Annotated in this window: 19 protein-coding genes; 14 read left to right on the top strand and 5 right to left on the bottom strand. The window is 72.9% G+C overall.

Features of this window, described 5'->3' with window-relative positions; translation table 11 throughout:
- The first annotated feature begins 114 nt into the window (after window positions 1–114).
- From FR742_RS42670 to FR742_RS42655, 4 genes are read left to right on the top strand one after another with little or no spacing between them, the layout of a single operon-like run.
- Window positions 115–987 carry an SIS domain-containing protein gene (locus FR742_RS42670; RefSeq protein ID WP_148036844.1) on the top strand — a complete coding sequence of 291 codons (873 nt, stop codon included), beginning with the start codon at window positions 115–117 and terminating at the stop codon, window positions 985–987.
- Window positions 984–2,117, top strand: coding sequence for an N-acetylglucosamine-6-phosphate deacetylase (nagA, locus tag FR742_RS42665; protein ID WP_148036843.1), 1,134 nt, complete (start codon window positions 984–986; stop codon window positions 2,115–2,117). Before FR742_RS42670 ends, nagA begins: the two co-directional genes overlap by 4 nt.
- The gene (locus FR742_RS42660; RefSeq protein WP_148036842.1) at window positions 2,117–3,019 is read left to right on the top strand and encodes a 1-phosphofructokinase family hexose kinase; all 903 of its coding nucleotides are present in this window, start codon (window positions 2,117–2,119) and stop codon (window positions 3,017–3,019) included. The genes nagA and FR742_RS42660 overlap by 1 nt, the downstream gene beginning before the upstream one ends.
- A gap of 13 nt (window positions 3,020–3,032) precedes the next feature.
- Complete coding sequence (locus FR742_RS42655) at window positions 3,033–3,860, top strand: class II fructose-bisphosphate aldolase (protein ID WP_148036841.1); 828 nt, start codon at window positions 3,033–3,035, stop codon at window positions 3,858–3,860.
- 21 nt (window positions 3,861–3,881) lie between these two features.
- Here FR742_RS42655 and FR742_RS42650 read toward each other — a convergent pair whose 3' ends face one another.
- Entirely contained in the window at window positions 3,882–4,844 is a 963-nt protein-coding gene (locus tag FR742_RS42650; RefSeq protein ID WP_148036840.1) for a DsbA family protein, read from the bottom strand.
- Between the two features lie 57 nt (window positions 4,845–4,901).
- Between FR742_RS42650 and FR742_RS42645 the strand changes: the two genes are divergently transcribed.
- Genes FR742_RS42645 through FR742_RS42610 form a run of 8 tightly spaced genes read left to right on the top strand, consistent with a single transcriptional unit; the run spans window position 4,902 to window position 9,194 of the window.
- Window positions 4,902–5,468 carry a TetR/AcrR family transcriptional regulator gene (locus FR742_RS42645; RefSeq protein WP_148036839.1) on the top strand — a complete coding sequence of 189 codons (567 nt, stop codon included), beginning with the start codon at window positions 4,902–4,904 and terminating at the stop codon, window positions 5,466–5,468.
- Window positions 5,469–5,473: 5 nt separating this feature from the next.
- Entirely contained in the window at window positions 5,474–5,848 is a 375-nt protein-coding gene (locus FR742_RS42640; RefSeq protein WP_148036838.1) for a VOC family protein, read from the top strand.
- A 54-nt stretch (window positions 5,849–5,902) separates the two neighbouring features.
- A complete protein-coding gene (locus FR742_RS42635) occupies window positions 5,903–6,250 on the top strand; it encodes a helix-turn-helix transcriptional regulator (RefSeq protein WP_148036837.1) in 348 nt (115 codons plus the stop codon).
- A complete protein-coding gene (locus FR742_RS42630) occupies window positions 6,247–6,696 on the top strand; it encodes an SRPBCC domain-containing protein (RefSeq protein ID WP_148036836.1) in 450 nt (149 codons plus the stop codon). The genes FR742_RS42635 and FR742_RS42630 overlap by 4 nt, the downstream gene beginning before the upstream one ends.
- A 2-nt stretch (window positions 6,697–6,698) precedes the next feature.
- Entirely contained in the window at window positions 6,699–7,466 is a 768-nt protein-coding gene (locus FR742_RS42625; RefSeq protein ID WP_148036835.1) for an alpha/beta fold hydrolase, read from the top strand.
- Window positions 7,467–7,513: 47 nt separating this feature from the next.
- Window positions 7,514–7,750 (top strand): hypothetical protein, encoded by a 237-nt coding sequence (locus tag FR742_RS42620; RefSeq protein WP_148036834.1) that lies wholly within the window; start codon window positions 7,514–7,516, stop codon window positions 7,748–7,750.
- Window positions 7,747–8,217, top strand: coding sequence for a Clp protease N-terminal domain-containing protein (locus tag FR742_RS42615; RefSeq protein ID WP_148036833.1), 471 nt, complete (start codon window positions 7,747–7,749; stop codon window positions 8,215–8,217). The genes FR742_RS42620 and FR742_RS42615 overlap by 4 nt, the downstream gene beginning before the upstream one ends.
- Window positions 8,214–9,194: a serine hydrolase gene (locus FR742_RS42610; RefSeq protein ID WP_148036832.1), complete on the top strand. Its 981-nt coding sequence runs from the start codon at window positions 8,214–8,216 to the stop codon at window positions 9,192–9,194. The genes FR742_RS42615 and FR742_RS42610 overlap by 4 nt, the downstream gene beginning before the upstream one ends.
- Window positions 9,195–9,206: 12 nt before the next feature.
- Here FR742_RS42610 and FR742_RS42605 read toward each other — a convergent pair whose 3' ends face one another.
- Together FR742_RS42605 and guaB are read right to left on the bottom strand one after the other, a co-directional pair.
- Complete coding sequence (locus FR742_RS42605; protein WP_148037296.1) at window positions 9,207–10,316, bottom strand: GuaB3 family IMP dehydrogenase-related protein; 1,110 nt, start codon at window positions 10,314–10,316, stop codon at window positions 9,207–9,209.
- 15 nt (window positions 10,317–10,331) lie between these two features.
- Entirely contained in the window at window positions 10,332–11,813 is a 1,482-nt protein-coding gene (guaB, locus tag FR742_RS42600) for an IMP dehydrogenase (protein WP_148036831.1), read from the bottom strand.
- Window positions 11,814–12,210: 397 nt separating this feature from the next.
- On the opposite strand from guaB, the gene FR742_RS42595 reads away from it, so the two are divergent.
- Together FR742_RS42595 and FR742_RS42590 are read left to right on the top strand one after the other, a co-directional pair.
- Window positions 12,211–13,224 (top strand): helix-turn-helix transcriptional regulator, encoded by a 1,014-nt coding sequence (locus tag FR742_RS42595; RefSeq protein ID WP_148036830.1) that lies wholly within the window; start codon window positions 12,211–12,213, stop codon window positions 13,222–13,224.
- Window positions 13,225–13,260: 36 nt separating this feature from the next.
- On the top strand, window positions 13,261–13,638 hold the full coding sequence (locus FR742_RS42590; RefSeq protein ID WP_148036829.1) for a DUF5319 family protein: 378 nt from the start codon (window positions 13,261–13,263) through the stop codon (window positions 13,636–13,638).
- On the opposite strand, the gene FR742_RS44980 is transcribed toward FR742_RS42590, so the two are convergent.
- Together FR742_RS44980 and FR742_RS42585 are read right to left on the bottom strand one after the other, a co-directional pair.
- Window positions 13,599–13,754 (bottom strand): hypothetical protein, encoded by a 156-nt coding sequence (locus tag FR742_RS44980; protein WP_187281617.1) that lies wholly within the window; start codon window positions 13,752–13,754, stop codon window positions 13,599–13,601. The two genes, FR742_RS42590 and FR742_RS44980, sit on opposite strands and share 40 nt — an antisense overlap.
- Window positions 13,751–14,386 (bottom strand): sigma-70 family RNA polymerase sigma factor, encoded by a 636-nt coding sequence (locus FR742_RS42585; RefSeq protein WP_148036828.1) that lies wholly within the window; start codon window positions 14,384–14,386, stop codon window positions 13,751–13,753. Before FR742_RS42585 ends, FR742_RS44980 begins: the two co-directional genes overlap by 4 nt.
- Window positions 14,387–14,554: the final 168 nt, after the last annotated feature.

Genomic DNA, 14,554 nt, shown 5'->3' with positions numbered 1-14,554 from the left:
CGGAGATCCGTCAAGGGGGCAAGCGTGGCATACCCTCGCATCGGTAGCCACCAGTGCCCAATTTTGCACTTTTATGCTATAAAAAATGCAGAAACAAGCATTACGGAGGTAGCGGTGACCACCCATACCGAAGCCGAGATCGCTTCCCAGCCCGACTGCTGGCGCCGAGCGGTCGCCGGCGTCCCCGCCGGCGCGCTGCCCCGCCCGGGAGAGCGGGTCGCCGTCGTCGGCTGCGGCACCTCCTGGTTCATCGCGATGGCGTACGCGACCCTGCGGGAACGCGCCGGGCAGGGCGAGACCGACGCCTTCGCCGCCTCCGAGGCGCCCACCGGGCGGCGCTACGACCGGGTGCTGGCGCTGAGCCGCTCCGGCACCACCACCGAGGTGCTCGACCTGCTGTCCAGGCTCGACACCGCGTCCACGGCCATCACCGCCGACCCGGAGTCGCCGATCATGCGGGCCGCCGGGCAGGTGATCGTGCTCGACCACGCCGACGAGCGCTCGGTCGTGCAGACCCGGTTCGCCACCACCCAGCTCGCCCTGCTCCGCGCCAGCCTCGGCGAGGACCTGGAGCCCGTCATCGCCGACGCCGAGCGGGCCCTGGCAGAGCCGCTGCCCGACGAGCTGATCACCGCCGAGCAGGTCACCTTCCTCGGCTCGGGCTGGTCCGTCGGGCTGGCGCAGGAGGCCGCGCTGAAGATGCGCGAGGCGTCCCGCTCGTGGACCGAGGCCTACCCGGCGATGGAGTACCGCCACGGCCCGATCAGCATCGCCGGCCCCGGCCGCGTCACCTGGATGCTCGGCACCGCCCCCGAGGGCCTGCGCGCGCAGGTGGAGGCGACCGGCGGCACGTTCACCGAGAGCGACCTGGACCCGATGGCCGAGCTGGTCCGCGCCCAGCGGGTGTCGGTGGCCAGGGCGTTCGCCCGCGGGCTCAACCCCGACGAGCCCCTCCACCTCACCCGATCTGTGATCCTTTCTCCATGAGCCTTACTCTCGCCGACGCCCGCATCGTGACCCCCGACGCAGTTCACGAGGGGTGGCTGACCATCGAGGACGGCCGCATCACGCATGTCGGCCACGGATCCGCCCCCCGTCCCGGCCACAGCCTGGGCGGGCGGCACGTCGTGCCCGGCTTCGTCGACATGCACAACCACGGCGGGGCGGGCGGGTCCTTCCCCACCGGCGAGCAGGACAAGGCGCGCGACGCGGTGGCCCTGCACGCGCGCCACGGCACCACCACGACGGTGGCCAGCCTGGTCACCGACACCCCCGAGCGCCTGGCCGCGGCCGCCGCGTCGCTGGCCGAGCTCTGCGACGAGGGCCTGCTGGCCGGCATCCACTTCGAGGGCCCGTACATCGCCAGGGCGCGCTGCGGCGCGCACGACCCCGAGCTGCTGCGCGAGCCGTCCCCGGCGGAGTTCGCCGCGCTGGTCAAGGCCGGGCGCGGGCACGTGCGGATGCTGACGATCGCGGCCGAGCTGCCGGGCGCGCTCGACACGATCCGGATGGCCGTCGCCGAAGGCGTGGTCGCCGCGCTCGGCCACAGCGCTGCCGACTACGAGCGGACGCTGGCCGGCATCGAGGCGGGCGCCACCGTGGCCACCCACCTCTACAACGCGATGCCGCAGCTCGGTCACCGCGACCCCGGCCCGATCGCGGCGCTGCTGCAGGACGAGCGGGTCACGGTCGAGCTGATCAACGACGGCGTGCACGTGCACCCGGCCATGCTCCGGCTGGCCTGCGCGGTGGCCGGGGCCGACCGGGTGGCGATGATCACCGACTCGATCTCGGCGACCGGGCTGAGCGACGGCGAGTACCTCCTCGGCCCGATGCGGGTGCGGGTGGTGGACGGCGTGGCCCGGCTGACCGAGGGCGGCTCCATCGCGGGCTCCACGCTCACCATGGACACCGCCTTCCGCCGGGCCGTCCGCGAGCTGGGCCTCTCGCTGCCGGAGGTGTCGCGCATGACGGCGCTGACCCCCGCCCGCGTGCTCGGCCTGTCCGGCCGGACCGGCTCGATCGCCGTCGGCAAGGACGCCGACCTGGTGGTGCTCGGCGACGACCTGGAGGTGGCGGGCGTGATGAAGCGCGGCGCCTGGATCGCGGAGCCCTGATGATCCTCACCGTGACGCTCAACGCCGCACTCGACGTCACCTACGAGACGCCACAGGTCTCCTGGGACGGGGTGAACCGCGTCGCCGCGGTCCACCGGCGCGCGGGCGGCAAGGGCGTCAACGTGGCCCGCGTCCTGGCCGCCCTGGGCCAGGACGTGCTGGTCACCGGCCTGGCCGGCGGCCCCACCGGCCGGGCCGTCGAGCGTGACCTGGACTCCGCGGGCCTGGCGCACGCCCTGGTGCCCGTCGCGGGCGAGACCCGCACCACGCTCGTCGTCGCCGAGCCCGCCGCGCACACGCTCTTCAACGAGCCGGGGCCGACGGTGGGTGAGGACGAGTTCGCCGACTTCCTGCGCACGTACGAGGCGCTGCTGCGCGAGGCGCGGGCCGTCGTGCTGTCGGGCAGCCTGCCGCGGGGGCTTCCCGCCACCACGTACGCCACGCTGGCCGCCTTCGCCCGTGACCGGGGGGTGCCCGCGATCGTCGACGCCGACGGCGAGCCGCTCCGCCACGCGCCCGACGGCCGCCCCGCGATCATCAAGCCGAACGCCGAGGAGCTGGCCAGGGCCGTCCCGCAGGGCAGCCCGGAGGAGGGCGCCGAGGCCCTGCGCGACCGCGGCGCCGGGGCGGTGATCGTGTCGCTGGGCGCGTCGGGGGCGCTGGCGGTCACGGCCGACGGCACGTTCCGCGCCCGCATGCCGTACGCGGTCGACGGCAACCCCACCGGGGCCGGCGACGCGCTGGTGGCCGGGCTGGCGCTCGGCCTGGTCGCCCCGGGGCCGTGGCCCGAGCTGCTGCGCCGGGCGGCCGCGCTGGGCGCCGCCGCGGTGGCCGCGCCGGTCGCCGGCGCCTTCGACCCGGGCGTGTACGAGGCCGTCCACCCGCTGATCGAGATCGTCTGAAGGAGCCCCCGTCATGCCCCTCACCGGAATCGGCGACGTCATCCGCCAGTCCCCCGCCGGGGTGGGCGCGTTCAACGTGATCCAGCTGGAGCACGCCACCGCCATCGTGGCCGGGGCCGAGACCCTGGGCGTGCCCGTGGTGCTGCAGATCAGCGAGAACTGCGTGCGCTACCACGGCGCGCTGGAGCCCGTCGCGCTCGCCGCGCTCGCCGTCGCCCGCGCGGCCACCGTGCCGGTCGCCGTGCACCTGGACCACGCCACCGACCGCGCGCTGGTCGAGGAGGCGGTGGCGCTCGGGCTCGGCTCGGTGATGTTCGACGCCTCCGCGCTGCCCGACGAGGAGAACGTGGCCGCCACCGCCGAGGTGACCGCCTGGTGCCGCGCGCGCGGCGTCTGGGTGGAGGCCGAGCTGGGCGAGGTCGGTGGCAAGGACGGCGTGCACGCCCCCGGCGCCCGCACCAAGCCCCACGAGGCGGCGGACTACGTGGCCAGGACCGGCGTGGACGCGCTGGCCGTGGCCGTGGGCACCTCCCACGCGATGACCACCAAGGACGCCGTGCTGGACCTGGCGCTCATCGCCGAGCTGCGGGCCGCGCTGCCGGTCCCGCTGGTCCTGCACGGCTCCTCGGGGGTGCCCGACGACACCCTGCGCGAGGCCGTACGGAACGGCATGAAGAAGATCAACATCGCGACCCACCTCAACAAGGCGTTCACCGGCGCCGTCCGCGACCACCTCACCCGCGACGCGGCGGTCGTCGACCCCCGCAAGTACGTGAAGTCCGGCCGGGACGCCGTCACCCGCGAGGTCACCCACCTCCTGTCCGTCCTCACGTCATCCTGACCGCCCGGGGGCGCCTGGTCGTCAGGCGTACTCCGGTGCCATCACCGCCGCCATCCGCAGATGCGGACCGGCCTCCTCCGCGTGGCCCTGGCGCTGGAGGGTGCGGCCGAGCAGGTGGCGCGCGTACGCGTCGTCCGGCGTGGCCGCGACCAGCCGCTCCAGCACCGCGCGGGCACGGCCGAGCTGCGCCGACAGGTAGTAGCAGCGCCCGGCGAGCATGAGCACGTTGCGGTCGTCGCCGTGCGCGTCCAGCAGCGGCCTGAGCAGCGCCAGCGCGCCGAGCGGGTCACGCTGGTCGAGCAGCGACTCCGCGTGGCGGTAGCGCTCGACCTCCTCGGGCAGCCGGCGCGCGGGCCGCGCCGCCAGCACGAACTCCCTGATCACCTCCGCCGACTGGGCCCCGGCCAGCGCCTCGGACCCGGCGACGATGGTCGGCGAGGTCCTGACGCCCATGGCCTTGCCCTTGAGCAGCAGCTCCCGTACGAGCTCGTCGCCCGCGCCGGCGTCGAGCAGCGCGCCCCCGCCGGCGAAGCCCGCGTCGGCGGCGAGCCGGTGGAGGGTCGCGCGGTCGCTGATGTCGAGCCGGTCGAGGAAGTGGGCCTTCATCACCCGCTCGGCCACCGCGTCCTGCAGGGCGGGGCCGCCGTGCTCCAGGGCGAGGGCGATCAGCCGGTGGGCGTCGTGGCTGTCGGCCCGCCAGGCGGGACCCCACGTCCAGCCGAAGCCTTCCTCGGCGGCGACGAGGGCCACGCGCACGCGGTTCTCGCCGGGGGTGAGATCGGGCGCGCACCGGCGCAGGGCGGCGTCGACCGTCGGGTCGGCCATGGCCTCCTCGTACGGGACCGCCTGCGCGGGCGCCATCGGGTCGATGCGGAACGGCCGCCACACGACCTCGGCGTCCAGCCCTTCGAGCGCCCTCTCCACTCGCCGCTTGCCGATGTAGGCCCAGCCGCAGACCACGTCGGCCCAGATCTCGATTCGCATGCCGACAATCTATGCGACAACTGTTGATTAAGCAACATTTGTCGTATAGTGACCATCGTGAACCCCGACGATCCACGCGCCCGGCGCACCCGGGCGAGCCTGCGCGCCGCCGTCCTCGACCTCGCCACCGAGCGCGACCTGGGCGCCATCACGATCTCCGCCGTCGCCAAGCGGGCCGGGGTCAACCGGGCCACGTTCTACCTGCACTACCCGGACGTCGACGCGCTGGCCGCCGACGCCATGGAGGAGGCGGTCGCCGAGGTGGCCAGGGCCGCCGCCCTCTGCCCGCTGGACGCCCCGCGCGACCGCGCGCCCGAGCCCCTGACCACGCTCTTCGCGCACATCGACGGCAACGCCGAGCTGTACGCGTGCATGCTCGGCACCCAGGGCAGCCCGCGCTTCTGCACCCGGCTCAGAGAGCGGCTCACCGCCGAACTGGAAGCCCGCTTCGCCGCCGGCGCGCGACCCTCCGGCTTCGCGGACGTGCCGCCCGGCACTCACGCCGCCTACCTCGCCGGCGCGCTGACCGGCGTGATCGCCCACTGGGTGATCGACTCACGGGACACGCCGCCGGCCGACGTCGCGCTCGCCTTCTGGCGCCTCTTCCGCCCGGCTGGTAAGTGATCTCCATGCACAGAAGCCGCGTCTACGCCCTCCTCATCGACACCCCGGCGGCCGAGGCCGAGCGGGCCACCGCCTTCTGGTCGGCCGCCCTCGGCGTCCCCGCCCGGCCGCTGCCCGGTTACGAGCAGTTCACCAGCTTCCCCGGCGCCGTCTCCGGGCTCGGCCTCGCCGTCCAGGCCGTCGACGACGCCCCGCGCTACCACCTGGACATCGAGACCGACGACGTCGACGCGGAGACGGCCCGGCTGGTGGCCCTCGGCGCCACCGAGGTCTCCCGCTGGCAGGAATGCCGGATCCTGCGCGCTCCCGGCGGCCACCTCCTCTGCGTCCTGCCCGCGGAGAGCGACCGCTTCGACGCCGAAGCCACCACCTGGCCCTGACTCTTGCACAACCATATGGTTGTGCAAATGAGTGGTTGTGGTTAGGGTCGGCGTGTGACCGTAGCCGAAGACGAGCTGTCCCTGGTGTTCACGGCCCTCGCCGACCCGACCAGGCGCGCGATCCTGGAGCGCCTGGCCGAGGGCGACGCGACCGTGAGTCAGCTCACCGAGCCGTTCGCCATGACCCAGCAGGCCGTCTCGAAACACCTGAAGGTGCTCGAACGCGCCCGCCTGATCACCCGCACCCGCACCGCCCAGTCGCGGCCGTGCGCTCTCGACACCGAGCGGCTCGAAGCCGCCGCCGGCTGGATCGCCCGCCACCGCCAGGTCTGGGCCGACCGCCACGACCGGCTGGAGCGGCACCTGGCCGCCCTGCGCGACCGGGACGGGGAGACACCATGACCGAGACCGGCGAGATGACCTACCGGCGCGTCCACCGCGCGTCGCCGGAGCTGCTGTTCGACTGCATGACCACGCCCGAGCACCTCACCCGCTTCTGGGGTCCGGCCGGCACCACCACCCCGCTCGACGGCATCGTGGTCGACCTGCGGCCGGGCGGCGCCTTCGAGACCACCATGGTCGGCGACGACGGCGGCACCTACACGATGAAGGCCACCTACGCCGAGGTGCGCCGCCCCGAGCGGCTGGTGTGGATCGAGCCGGGCGTCGAGGGCGGCATGAAGACCACGATCACCTTCCGCGACCTGGGCGACGGCCGCACCGAGGTGGTCACCCACCAGACCAACGTGCCGGCCGCCTACCTCAGCGCCGAAGCGCGGGCGGGCTTCGCCACCAGCCTGGACCGCTTCGACGCCTATCTGGCCGACCTGAACCGGGAGGACACCTGATCATGCCGACACTCACCTCACCCGACGGCACCGTGATCGGCTACGAGCGCTCCGGCGACGGCCCCGCGCTCGTCCTGGTCGACGGCGCCATGTGCCACCGCGCCGCGGGCCCGATGCGGCCGCTCGCCGCCCTGCTGAGCTCGTCGTTCACCGTCCACGCGTACGACCGGCGCGGGCGCGGCGAGAGCACCGACACCCCGCCGTACGCGCCCGAACGCGAGATCGAGGACCTGCGGGCGCTCATCGCCGAGGCCGGCGGCGAGGCGTACGTCTACGGCATCTCCTCAGGCGCCGCCCTCGCCCTGAGAGCCGCGGCGACCGGCCCCGGCATCACCAGGCTCGCCCTGTACGAGCCGCCGTACATCGACGACCCCGGCAACGGGGCGTACACCGCCCGGCTGCGCGAGCTGCTCGCCGCCGGGATGAGAGGCGAGGCCGTCGCGCTGTTCATGGCCCGCGTCGGGATGCCCGCCCAGGCCATCGACGGCATGCGCGGTCAGCCGATGTGGGCGGCGCTGGAGGCGATCGCGCCGACTCTCGCGTACGACGACGAACTGCTCGGCGGCGGCCGGGTGCCGCACGGGCTGGCGTCGGCGATCACCATCCCCGCCCTGGTCCTGTCCGGCGGCGAAAGCCCCAACGGGCTCCAGGGCGCCGCCGAGGCCACCGCGGACGCCATCCCCACGGCCGAGCACCGATCCCTCGACGGCCAGACCCACGACGTCCAGCCGGACGCCCTCGCCCCGGTGCTGGCCGCCTTCTTCGCCTGAGCAACCTATGTTGACTAATTTCGGATTAGTCAACTAACGTTGCTTGCATGCCCGTGAGTGAGATCCCCCCTCCCCAGGAGCCCGGCGACGCGCTGGCGGCCGTGGTGGCGCTGCGGCGCCTGGCCGACCAGCTGGAGGACGCCGCCGTCGAGGAGGCGATGCGTGCGGGCTGGAGCTGGCCGCAGGTCGCCGAGGCACTCGGTGTGACGCGTCAGGCGGTCCACCGCAAGCACGCCAAGCGACTCATCGCCGCGGGCGTCAAGCTGAGGAGGCGTTCACCGTGAGACCGTTCGACGCGTACCTGCACGCGATCCTCACCGAGGGAGAGGCCGAGGCCCGGCGGGACAGATCGGCGACGATCGAGGCGCAGCACCTCCTGCTGGCCGTCGCGGCCCAGGAGGACACCGCGCCGCAGCGCGTCCTCGCCGAGGCCGGGCTCGGTCACCAGGCCGTCCGCGCCGCGCTCGACCGCGAGTTCGAGCACAGCCTGAGCGCCGTCGGCGTGTCCGCCGCCTTCGGCCTCCCCCGGTCGAGCGTCCTACCCGGCCGCCGGCCCGCCATGGGCGCCACGGGCAGGCTCGCCCTGGAGCGGAGCTTCGCGTCCGCGGCACGCAAAAAGGACCTGCGACCGGCACACGTGCTGGTCGGGATCCTGCACGCCGAGGTGGGCACGGTCCCGCGCGCCCTCGCCCTGGCCGGCGTCGACCGCGCCGCCCTGCTGTCCCGAGCCCTGGAGCTGATCAGCGAATGAACGCGGGAATCCAGCGCGTCCTCGACCGGGCGGTGGCCGACGGCGGGGTGCCCGGGATCGTCGCCGACGTACGCGACGCCGACCGGTCCTGGTTCGGCACGGCGGGCGTGGCCGACCTGGCGACCCGCCGGGCGCGCCGGCCGGGCGAGCACTTCAGGATCGGCAGCCTCACCAAGGCGTTCACCGCGGTGGTGGTCCTGCGGCTGGTGGCCGAGGGCGGGCTGACGCTGGACGACACGGTGGCGACGTGGCTGCCCGGCCTGGCCGAGGAGCAGCTCGGCGCCGACGGCACGACGATCACCGTCAGGCGGTTGCTCAACCACACCAGCGGCCTGCCGGACGTCATCCCGGGCCTGGAGACGCCGCCCCTGGAGGAGCCGGGCGGCTTCCGCTACTCGAAGGTCAACTACAACCTCGCCGGGATGGTCGTCGAACGGGTGACGGGCTCGACGCTCGCCGAGGAGATCGCGCGGCACGTCGCCCGGCCGCTCGGCCTGGCCGGCACGTACCTCCCCGGGGACGACCAGACACTCCGCGAGCCGCACGCGCGGCACTACGCGAAGCAGCCCGACGCGGAGATCCACGACGTGACCGCGACGGACCTGAGCTGGGCCTGGGCCGCCGGCGGCATGGTCTCGACGACCGCGGACCTGCACGCGTTCCTGCAGGCGCTGCTGCGCGACCGGCTGCTCCCGCCCGGCCTGCGGCGGGAGATGTTCACCACGGTCTCCACCGAGGGGACGGGGTGGGTCCCGCACACCCGTTACGGCCTGGGCGTCTACTCCCAGCGGCTCTCCTGCGGCGTCACGGTCTGGGGAGGGGGCGGAGCCGTGCCCGGCTCGTGGAGCTACGCCATGGCCGACCGCGACGGCTCGCGCGCGGTGGTCGCCAACGCGAACGGCGACTGGGGCGACCTGATGGCCACCTTCGGCGATCTCCTGGACGCCCGGTTCCGCATGGCCGGAACCGGGCCCTGACCGCCGGCGGGGTCAGCTCTGGACGGGCGAGACCACGACCTCCACCCGCTGGAACTCCTTGATGTCGGAGTAACCCGTGGACGCCATCGTCCGCTTCAGCGCGCCCATGAGGTTCATCGACCCGTCGGCCACGCTCGAAGGACCGTGCAGGATCTGCGCCAGCGAGCCCACGGTGCCGAACTCGACCCGGCGCCCGCGCGGCAGGTCGGGGTGGTGGGCCTCGGAGCCCCAGTGGAAGCCGCGCCCCGGCGCCTCGACGGCCCTGGCCAGCGGCGAGCCCACCATGACGGCGTCGGCCCCGCAGGCGATGGCCTTGGCGATGTCGCCGGAGGTGCCCATGCCGCCGTCGGCGATGACGTGCACGTAGCGGCCGCCGGACTCGTCCATGTAGTCGCGCCGGGCCGCCGCCACGTCGGAGATCGCGGTCGCCATCGGCACCGCGACGCCCAGCACGTTGCGGGTGGTGTGGGAGGCGCCGCCGCCGAAGCCGACCAGCACGCCGGCCGCGCCGGTGCGCATCAGGTGGAGGGCGGCGGTGTGGGTGGCGCAGCCGCCGACGATGACCGGCACGTCGAGCTCGTAGATGAACTGCTTGAGGTTCAGCGGCTCGGCCCGGCCGGAGACGTGCTCGGCGGAGACCGTGGTGCCGCGGATGACGAAGATGTCGACGCCGGCGTCGATGACCGCCTTGTGGTACTGCACGACCCGCTGCGGCGACAGCCGGACGGCGGTGGTGACGCCCGCGGCCCTGATCTCCTCGATGCGCCGCCCGATCAGGTCCTCCTGGATCGGGGCCGTGTAGATCTCCTGGAGGCGCTTGGTGGCCGCCTCGGCGCTGAGGGAGGCGCACTCCTCCAGCAGCGGGGTCGGGTCCTCGTAGCGGGTCCAGAGACCTTCGAGGTCGAGCGGGGCCAGCCCGCCGTGCCGGCCGATCTCGATCGCGGTGGCCGGCGAGACCACGCTGTCCATCGGGGCGACGACGACGGGCAGCTCGAACCGGTACGCGTCGATCTGCCAGGCGATCGAGACCTCTTCCGGGTCGCGGGTGCGCCGCGACGGCACGAGGCCGATCTCGTCGAGCGAGTAGGCCCGGCGGCCCGACTTGCCCCGGCCGATCTCCACCTGCTGAGTCATGGATTACCTTCTGTGATAGTTAGGAGCTTCCACGGTCATCTGGATGTCGTGGGGATGGCTCTCCTTGAGACCCGCCGCGGTGATGGGCATCAGCTCGCAGTCGGTGTGCATCTGCTCGATGGTGCGGCAGCCCGCGTACCACATGCCCTGGCGCAGCCCGCCGACGAGCTGGTGGGCGACGGCGGCGGCCGGCCCGCGGTAGGGCACCTGGCCCTCGATGCCCTCGGGGATGTACTTGTCCTCGCCGTCGACCCCGGCCTGCGCGTAGCGGTCCTTGCTGAAGGAGGTGCCGCCCCGCTCGCGGTTGCGCACCGCGCCGAGGGAGCCCATGCCGCGGTAGGACTTGAACTGCTTGCCGTTGATGAAGATCAGCTCGCCCGGCGACTCCTCGCAGCCGGCCAGCAGCGAGCCGAGCATGACCGAGTGGGCGCCGGCGGCGATGGCCTTGGCGATGTCGCCGGAGTATTGCAGCCCGCCGTCGCCGATGACCGGCACGCCCGCCGGCGCGCAGGCCAGTGACGCCTGGTGGATGGCGGTGATCTGGGGCGCGCCCACGCCGGCGACCACCCGGGTGGTGCAGATGGAGCCGGGGCCCACGCCCACCTTGACGGCGTCGGCGCCCGCGTCGACCAGCATCTGGGCGCCGGCCCTGGTGGCGATGTTGCCGCCGATGACGTCGACCTTGGCGTTGGCCTTGATCTTGCCGATCATGTCGGCCAGGCCTTTGGAGTGGCCGTGGGCGACGTCGACCACGATGACGTCGACGCCGGCCTCGATCAGCGCCCTGGCCCGGGTCTCGGCGTCGCCGCCGACGCCCACGGCGGCGCCGACGACGAGCCGGCCGTCGGCGTCCTTGGTGGCCAGGGGGTACTGCTCGCTCTTGGTGAAGTCCTTGACCGTGATCAGGCCGCGCAGCCTGCCGTCGGGGTCAACCAGGGGCAGCTTCTCGATCTTGTTACGCCGCAGGAGGGCGAACGCGTCGTCGCGCGAGACCCCGACCGGGGCGGTGACCAGCGGCATCTTCGTCATGACGTCGCGTACGGGACGCGTGTGGTCGGTCTCGAAGCGCATGTCGCGGTTGGTCACGATGCCGACGAGGATGCCCGACGGGTCGGTGACCGGCACGCCGGAGATGCGGTAGGTGGCGCACAGCCGCTCGACCTCGGCCAGCGTGTCGTCGGGGCTGCACGTCACGGGGTTGGTGACCATGCCGGCCTCGGACCGTTTGACCAGGTCGGCCTGCTGGGCCTGCTCCTCGATCGACAGGTTGCGGTGGAGGATGCCGATGCCGCCCTGGCGGGCCATGGCGACGGCCATGCGGGCCTCGGTCACGGTGTCCATCGCGGCGGAGACCAGCGGGATGTTGAGCGTGATGCCGCGCGAGAGCCGGGTGACCGTCTCGGCCTCGCCCGGCTGGAGATCCGAGTAGGCCGGCACGAGCAGCACGTCGTCGAACGTCAGACCCGTCTCCGTGAACTTGGACATGCCGCGGCCCCTCCCTGCCTCGCCTGATGACGCCAAGTCTAGAGGGTGTGCGCAAAACGTATGGATGCCGGGAGGACGAGGACCCCCACGGTTCGTCGTGCTCCCGGCATCGAAAGAGCCGGAGGGCGGAACGATCTCCCGTCCGCCCCCCGGCCACCGGCATCCGGGCCGGGAGCGCGCCGTGGCCACCGAACCCCCCTCCGCGTCCTGATGGCCTGCGTCGCTCCGGCCGCCTGGGCTGCCGACGCTCTGTTAAGCCTGGGTCACTCTTCGGCATGCCGCAACGTGAAAACGTGCAATTGCACGAAGTTGCACCCCTCCGGCCCAACCTGCGGACAACCGCCGGTCGCCGGGTTATCCTCAGGCACGCCGTATCCCCCCAACGGAGCACGCCACGATGCGCAACGAGCAGCGGACCCTGGCCGATCCGCTCGAAACGCTGGGCCTCGACCCCACCCAGACGGCCCTCTACACGGCTGTCCTGCGCCTCCACCGGGCCACCCGGAGCGAGCTCGCCGAGGTCATGAACGGCCCGGTCGACACCTTGGCCGGCCAGCTCGACGACCTGGTCAGGCTGGGAGTGGTCGACGAGCAGTCGGGCGAGTACCTCGCCAGGCACCCCGCGGCCGCCCTGGGCAGGCTGGTGGCGGACCGCCTCGACCTGCTCGCCGAGGAGAGCCGCAGGATCGACAGCGCGCTGGGCTCGATCCGCACCCTGATCCGCGACTACGACATGGGCCGCGACTACCGGAGCGGCCCGTTCCCCGTCGAGCTGGTCAGCGGCGCCGACGTGCTGTACGAGAGCGTCATGGGCATGGCGGTGCAGGCGCCGCCGCTCACCCTGCTCGTCGCGATCCCCGACGGGCGCACGATGACGGACTTCGCCCGCAAGTTCGCCGACCCGTGGATCGACGCCCAGGAGCGGGGCCTGATGGTGATCCGCGCCGTCGTGCCGGTCGACGCGCTGACGTTGCCGGGGGTCCGCGACGCGATGACGCGCGTGATCGCCACCGGGGGCAGCATGCGGACCCTCGACAGGGTGCCGAGCTGGTTCATGACGGCCGGGGCGGAGGCCGCCGGCCTGCCCGCCCGGTGGGGCGGCAACCTGCCCGAGGTCGCGTACAACTTCTACCTGCTGCGCACCCCGATCGTGGTGGGCATGCTGAGCTCGCTGTTCGAGGAGCTGTGGAGCCGGGCGGTCCCGCTGCCGTGGGGGCGCAGGGGCGACGCCATGGCGCAGGTGGTCCGCCTGGCCGCGCAGGGCCTGTCGGACGAGGCGATCGCCCGCCACCTCGGCGTGTCGGTCCGTACGGTGCGCACGAGGTTCGCCGAGGCCATGACCGAGCTGGGGGCGCAGTCGCGGTTCCAGGCGGGTGTGGAGGCGGCGCGGCGCGGATGGCTCGACCAATGACCACCATGGGCGCCGCCCCGGTCTTATGGTGGGAAGGTGCCGGAAGACGTCCCCCGCGACCCGTTCGCGGATGATCCCGACGACCCGTCCTCGGCGATGGGCGGGTTCGACGACGCCGAGCCGCTGACCGCCGCCGAGCGCGACGAGGCGATCACCGACCTGGCCGACGTGGAGGTCTTCCGTTCCCTGCTCGAACCGCAGGGCGTGCTGGGGCTCGTGCTCGACTGCCCGGAGTGCGGCGAGCAGCACTTCTTCGACTGGGACCTGCTGCGCGGCAACCTGCGCCAGATGATCGAGCAGGGCCGGCCGCAGGTGCACGAGCCGGCGTTCCATCCCGACCCGGCCGACTACGTCACCTGGGAGTACGCCAGAGGCTACGTCGACGGCGTCATCGACACCGAGGAGCGCCGCTGATCGAGGACGTCCGCGACCAGCACGGCGAGCACCCGCGCGGCGGGGTCGTGGTGGTCGGGAAGCCCTCCGGCGGCGAGCGCGTCGAGCAGCGCGTCGCTCTCGTCCTCTGGCGTCAAGCGGACTCCAGCTCGGCCATCTGCCTCAGCCTGGCGAGCGCCCGGTGCTGGGCGACGCGTACGGCGCCTGGTGACATGCCGAGTACATTACCGGTCTCCTCGGCGGACAGCCCGGACACCACACGCAACAGCAGCAGCTCGCGCTGGTTGCGCGGCAGCCGGGCGAGCAGCCTGCGGGCGTGCTCCACCTCGATGTAGCGGACGACGGTCTCCTCCGGCCCCGGCCCGTCGTCGGGCCCGTCGGGCAGGTCCTGTGTCGGCACGGCCGAGCGCACGGAGCTGCGCAGCGCGTCGGCCACCTTGTGCGAGGCGATGCCGAACACGAAGGACGCGAACGGCCGTCCCATGTCGCGGTATCGCGGCAGCGCGGACAGGACCGCGATGCACACTTCTTGGGCCACGTCATCTGCTATGTGATATTGCCCCGACACCCTGCCCAGCCTGGCGCGGCAATAGCGCACCACCATCGGACGCAACTCGCCGAGCAAGGATTCGATCGCGGTGCGATCGCCCTGCACGGCGAGGGTTGTCAGTTCTCTTAGGTCGGAGTCATCCGTCCGTGCCGGAAGTCTCGACGCGAGCCTTACCCCAATTTTGGCGTCGGCGACGCTTCCCTCGCTCACGATAGGCATGATGCCCGCGTTGATCCGGCATGTCGTCATGGCGAACGGCTACGGATTGGTCACATTGACGCGACGATAACTCTCGGTAATCGGGTGACAACACTAAGCCTTTGGCTGTGGCGCAATATTTCACCGAATAACCCGATACGCACGACATTTGTCAGACGTGGACGCTTA

Origin of the sequence: Nonomuraea sp. C10, assembly GCF_008017515.1 — a bacterium.
GTDB classification, from domain to species: domain Bacteria; phylum Actinomycetota; class Actinomycetes; order Streptosporangiales; family Streptosporangiaceae; genus Nonomuraea; species Nonomuraea ferruginea.
Note: the sequence above shows the minus strand (reverse complement) of the source record. Positions and strands in the feature narration are given on the sequence as shown.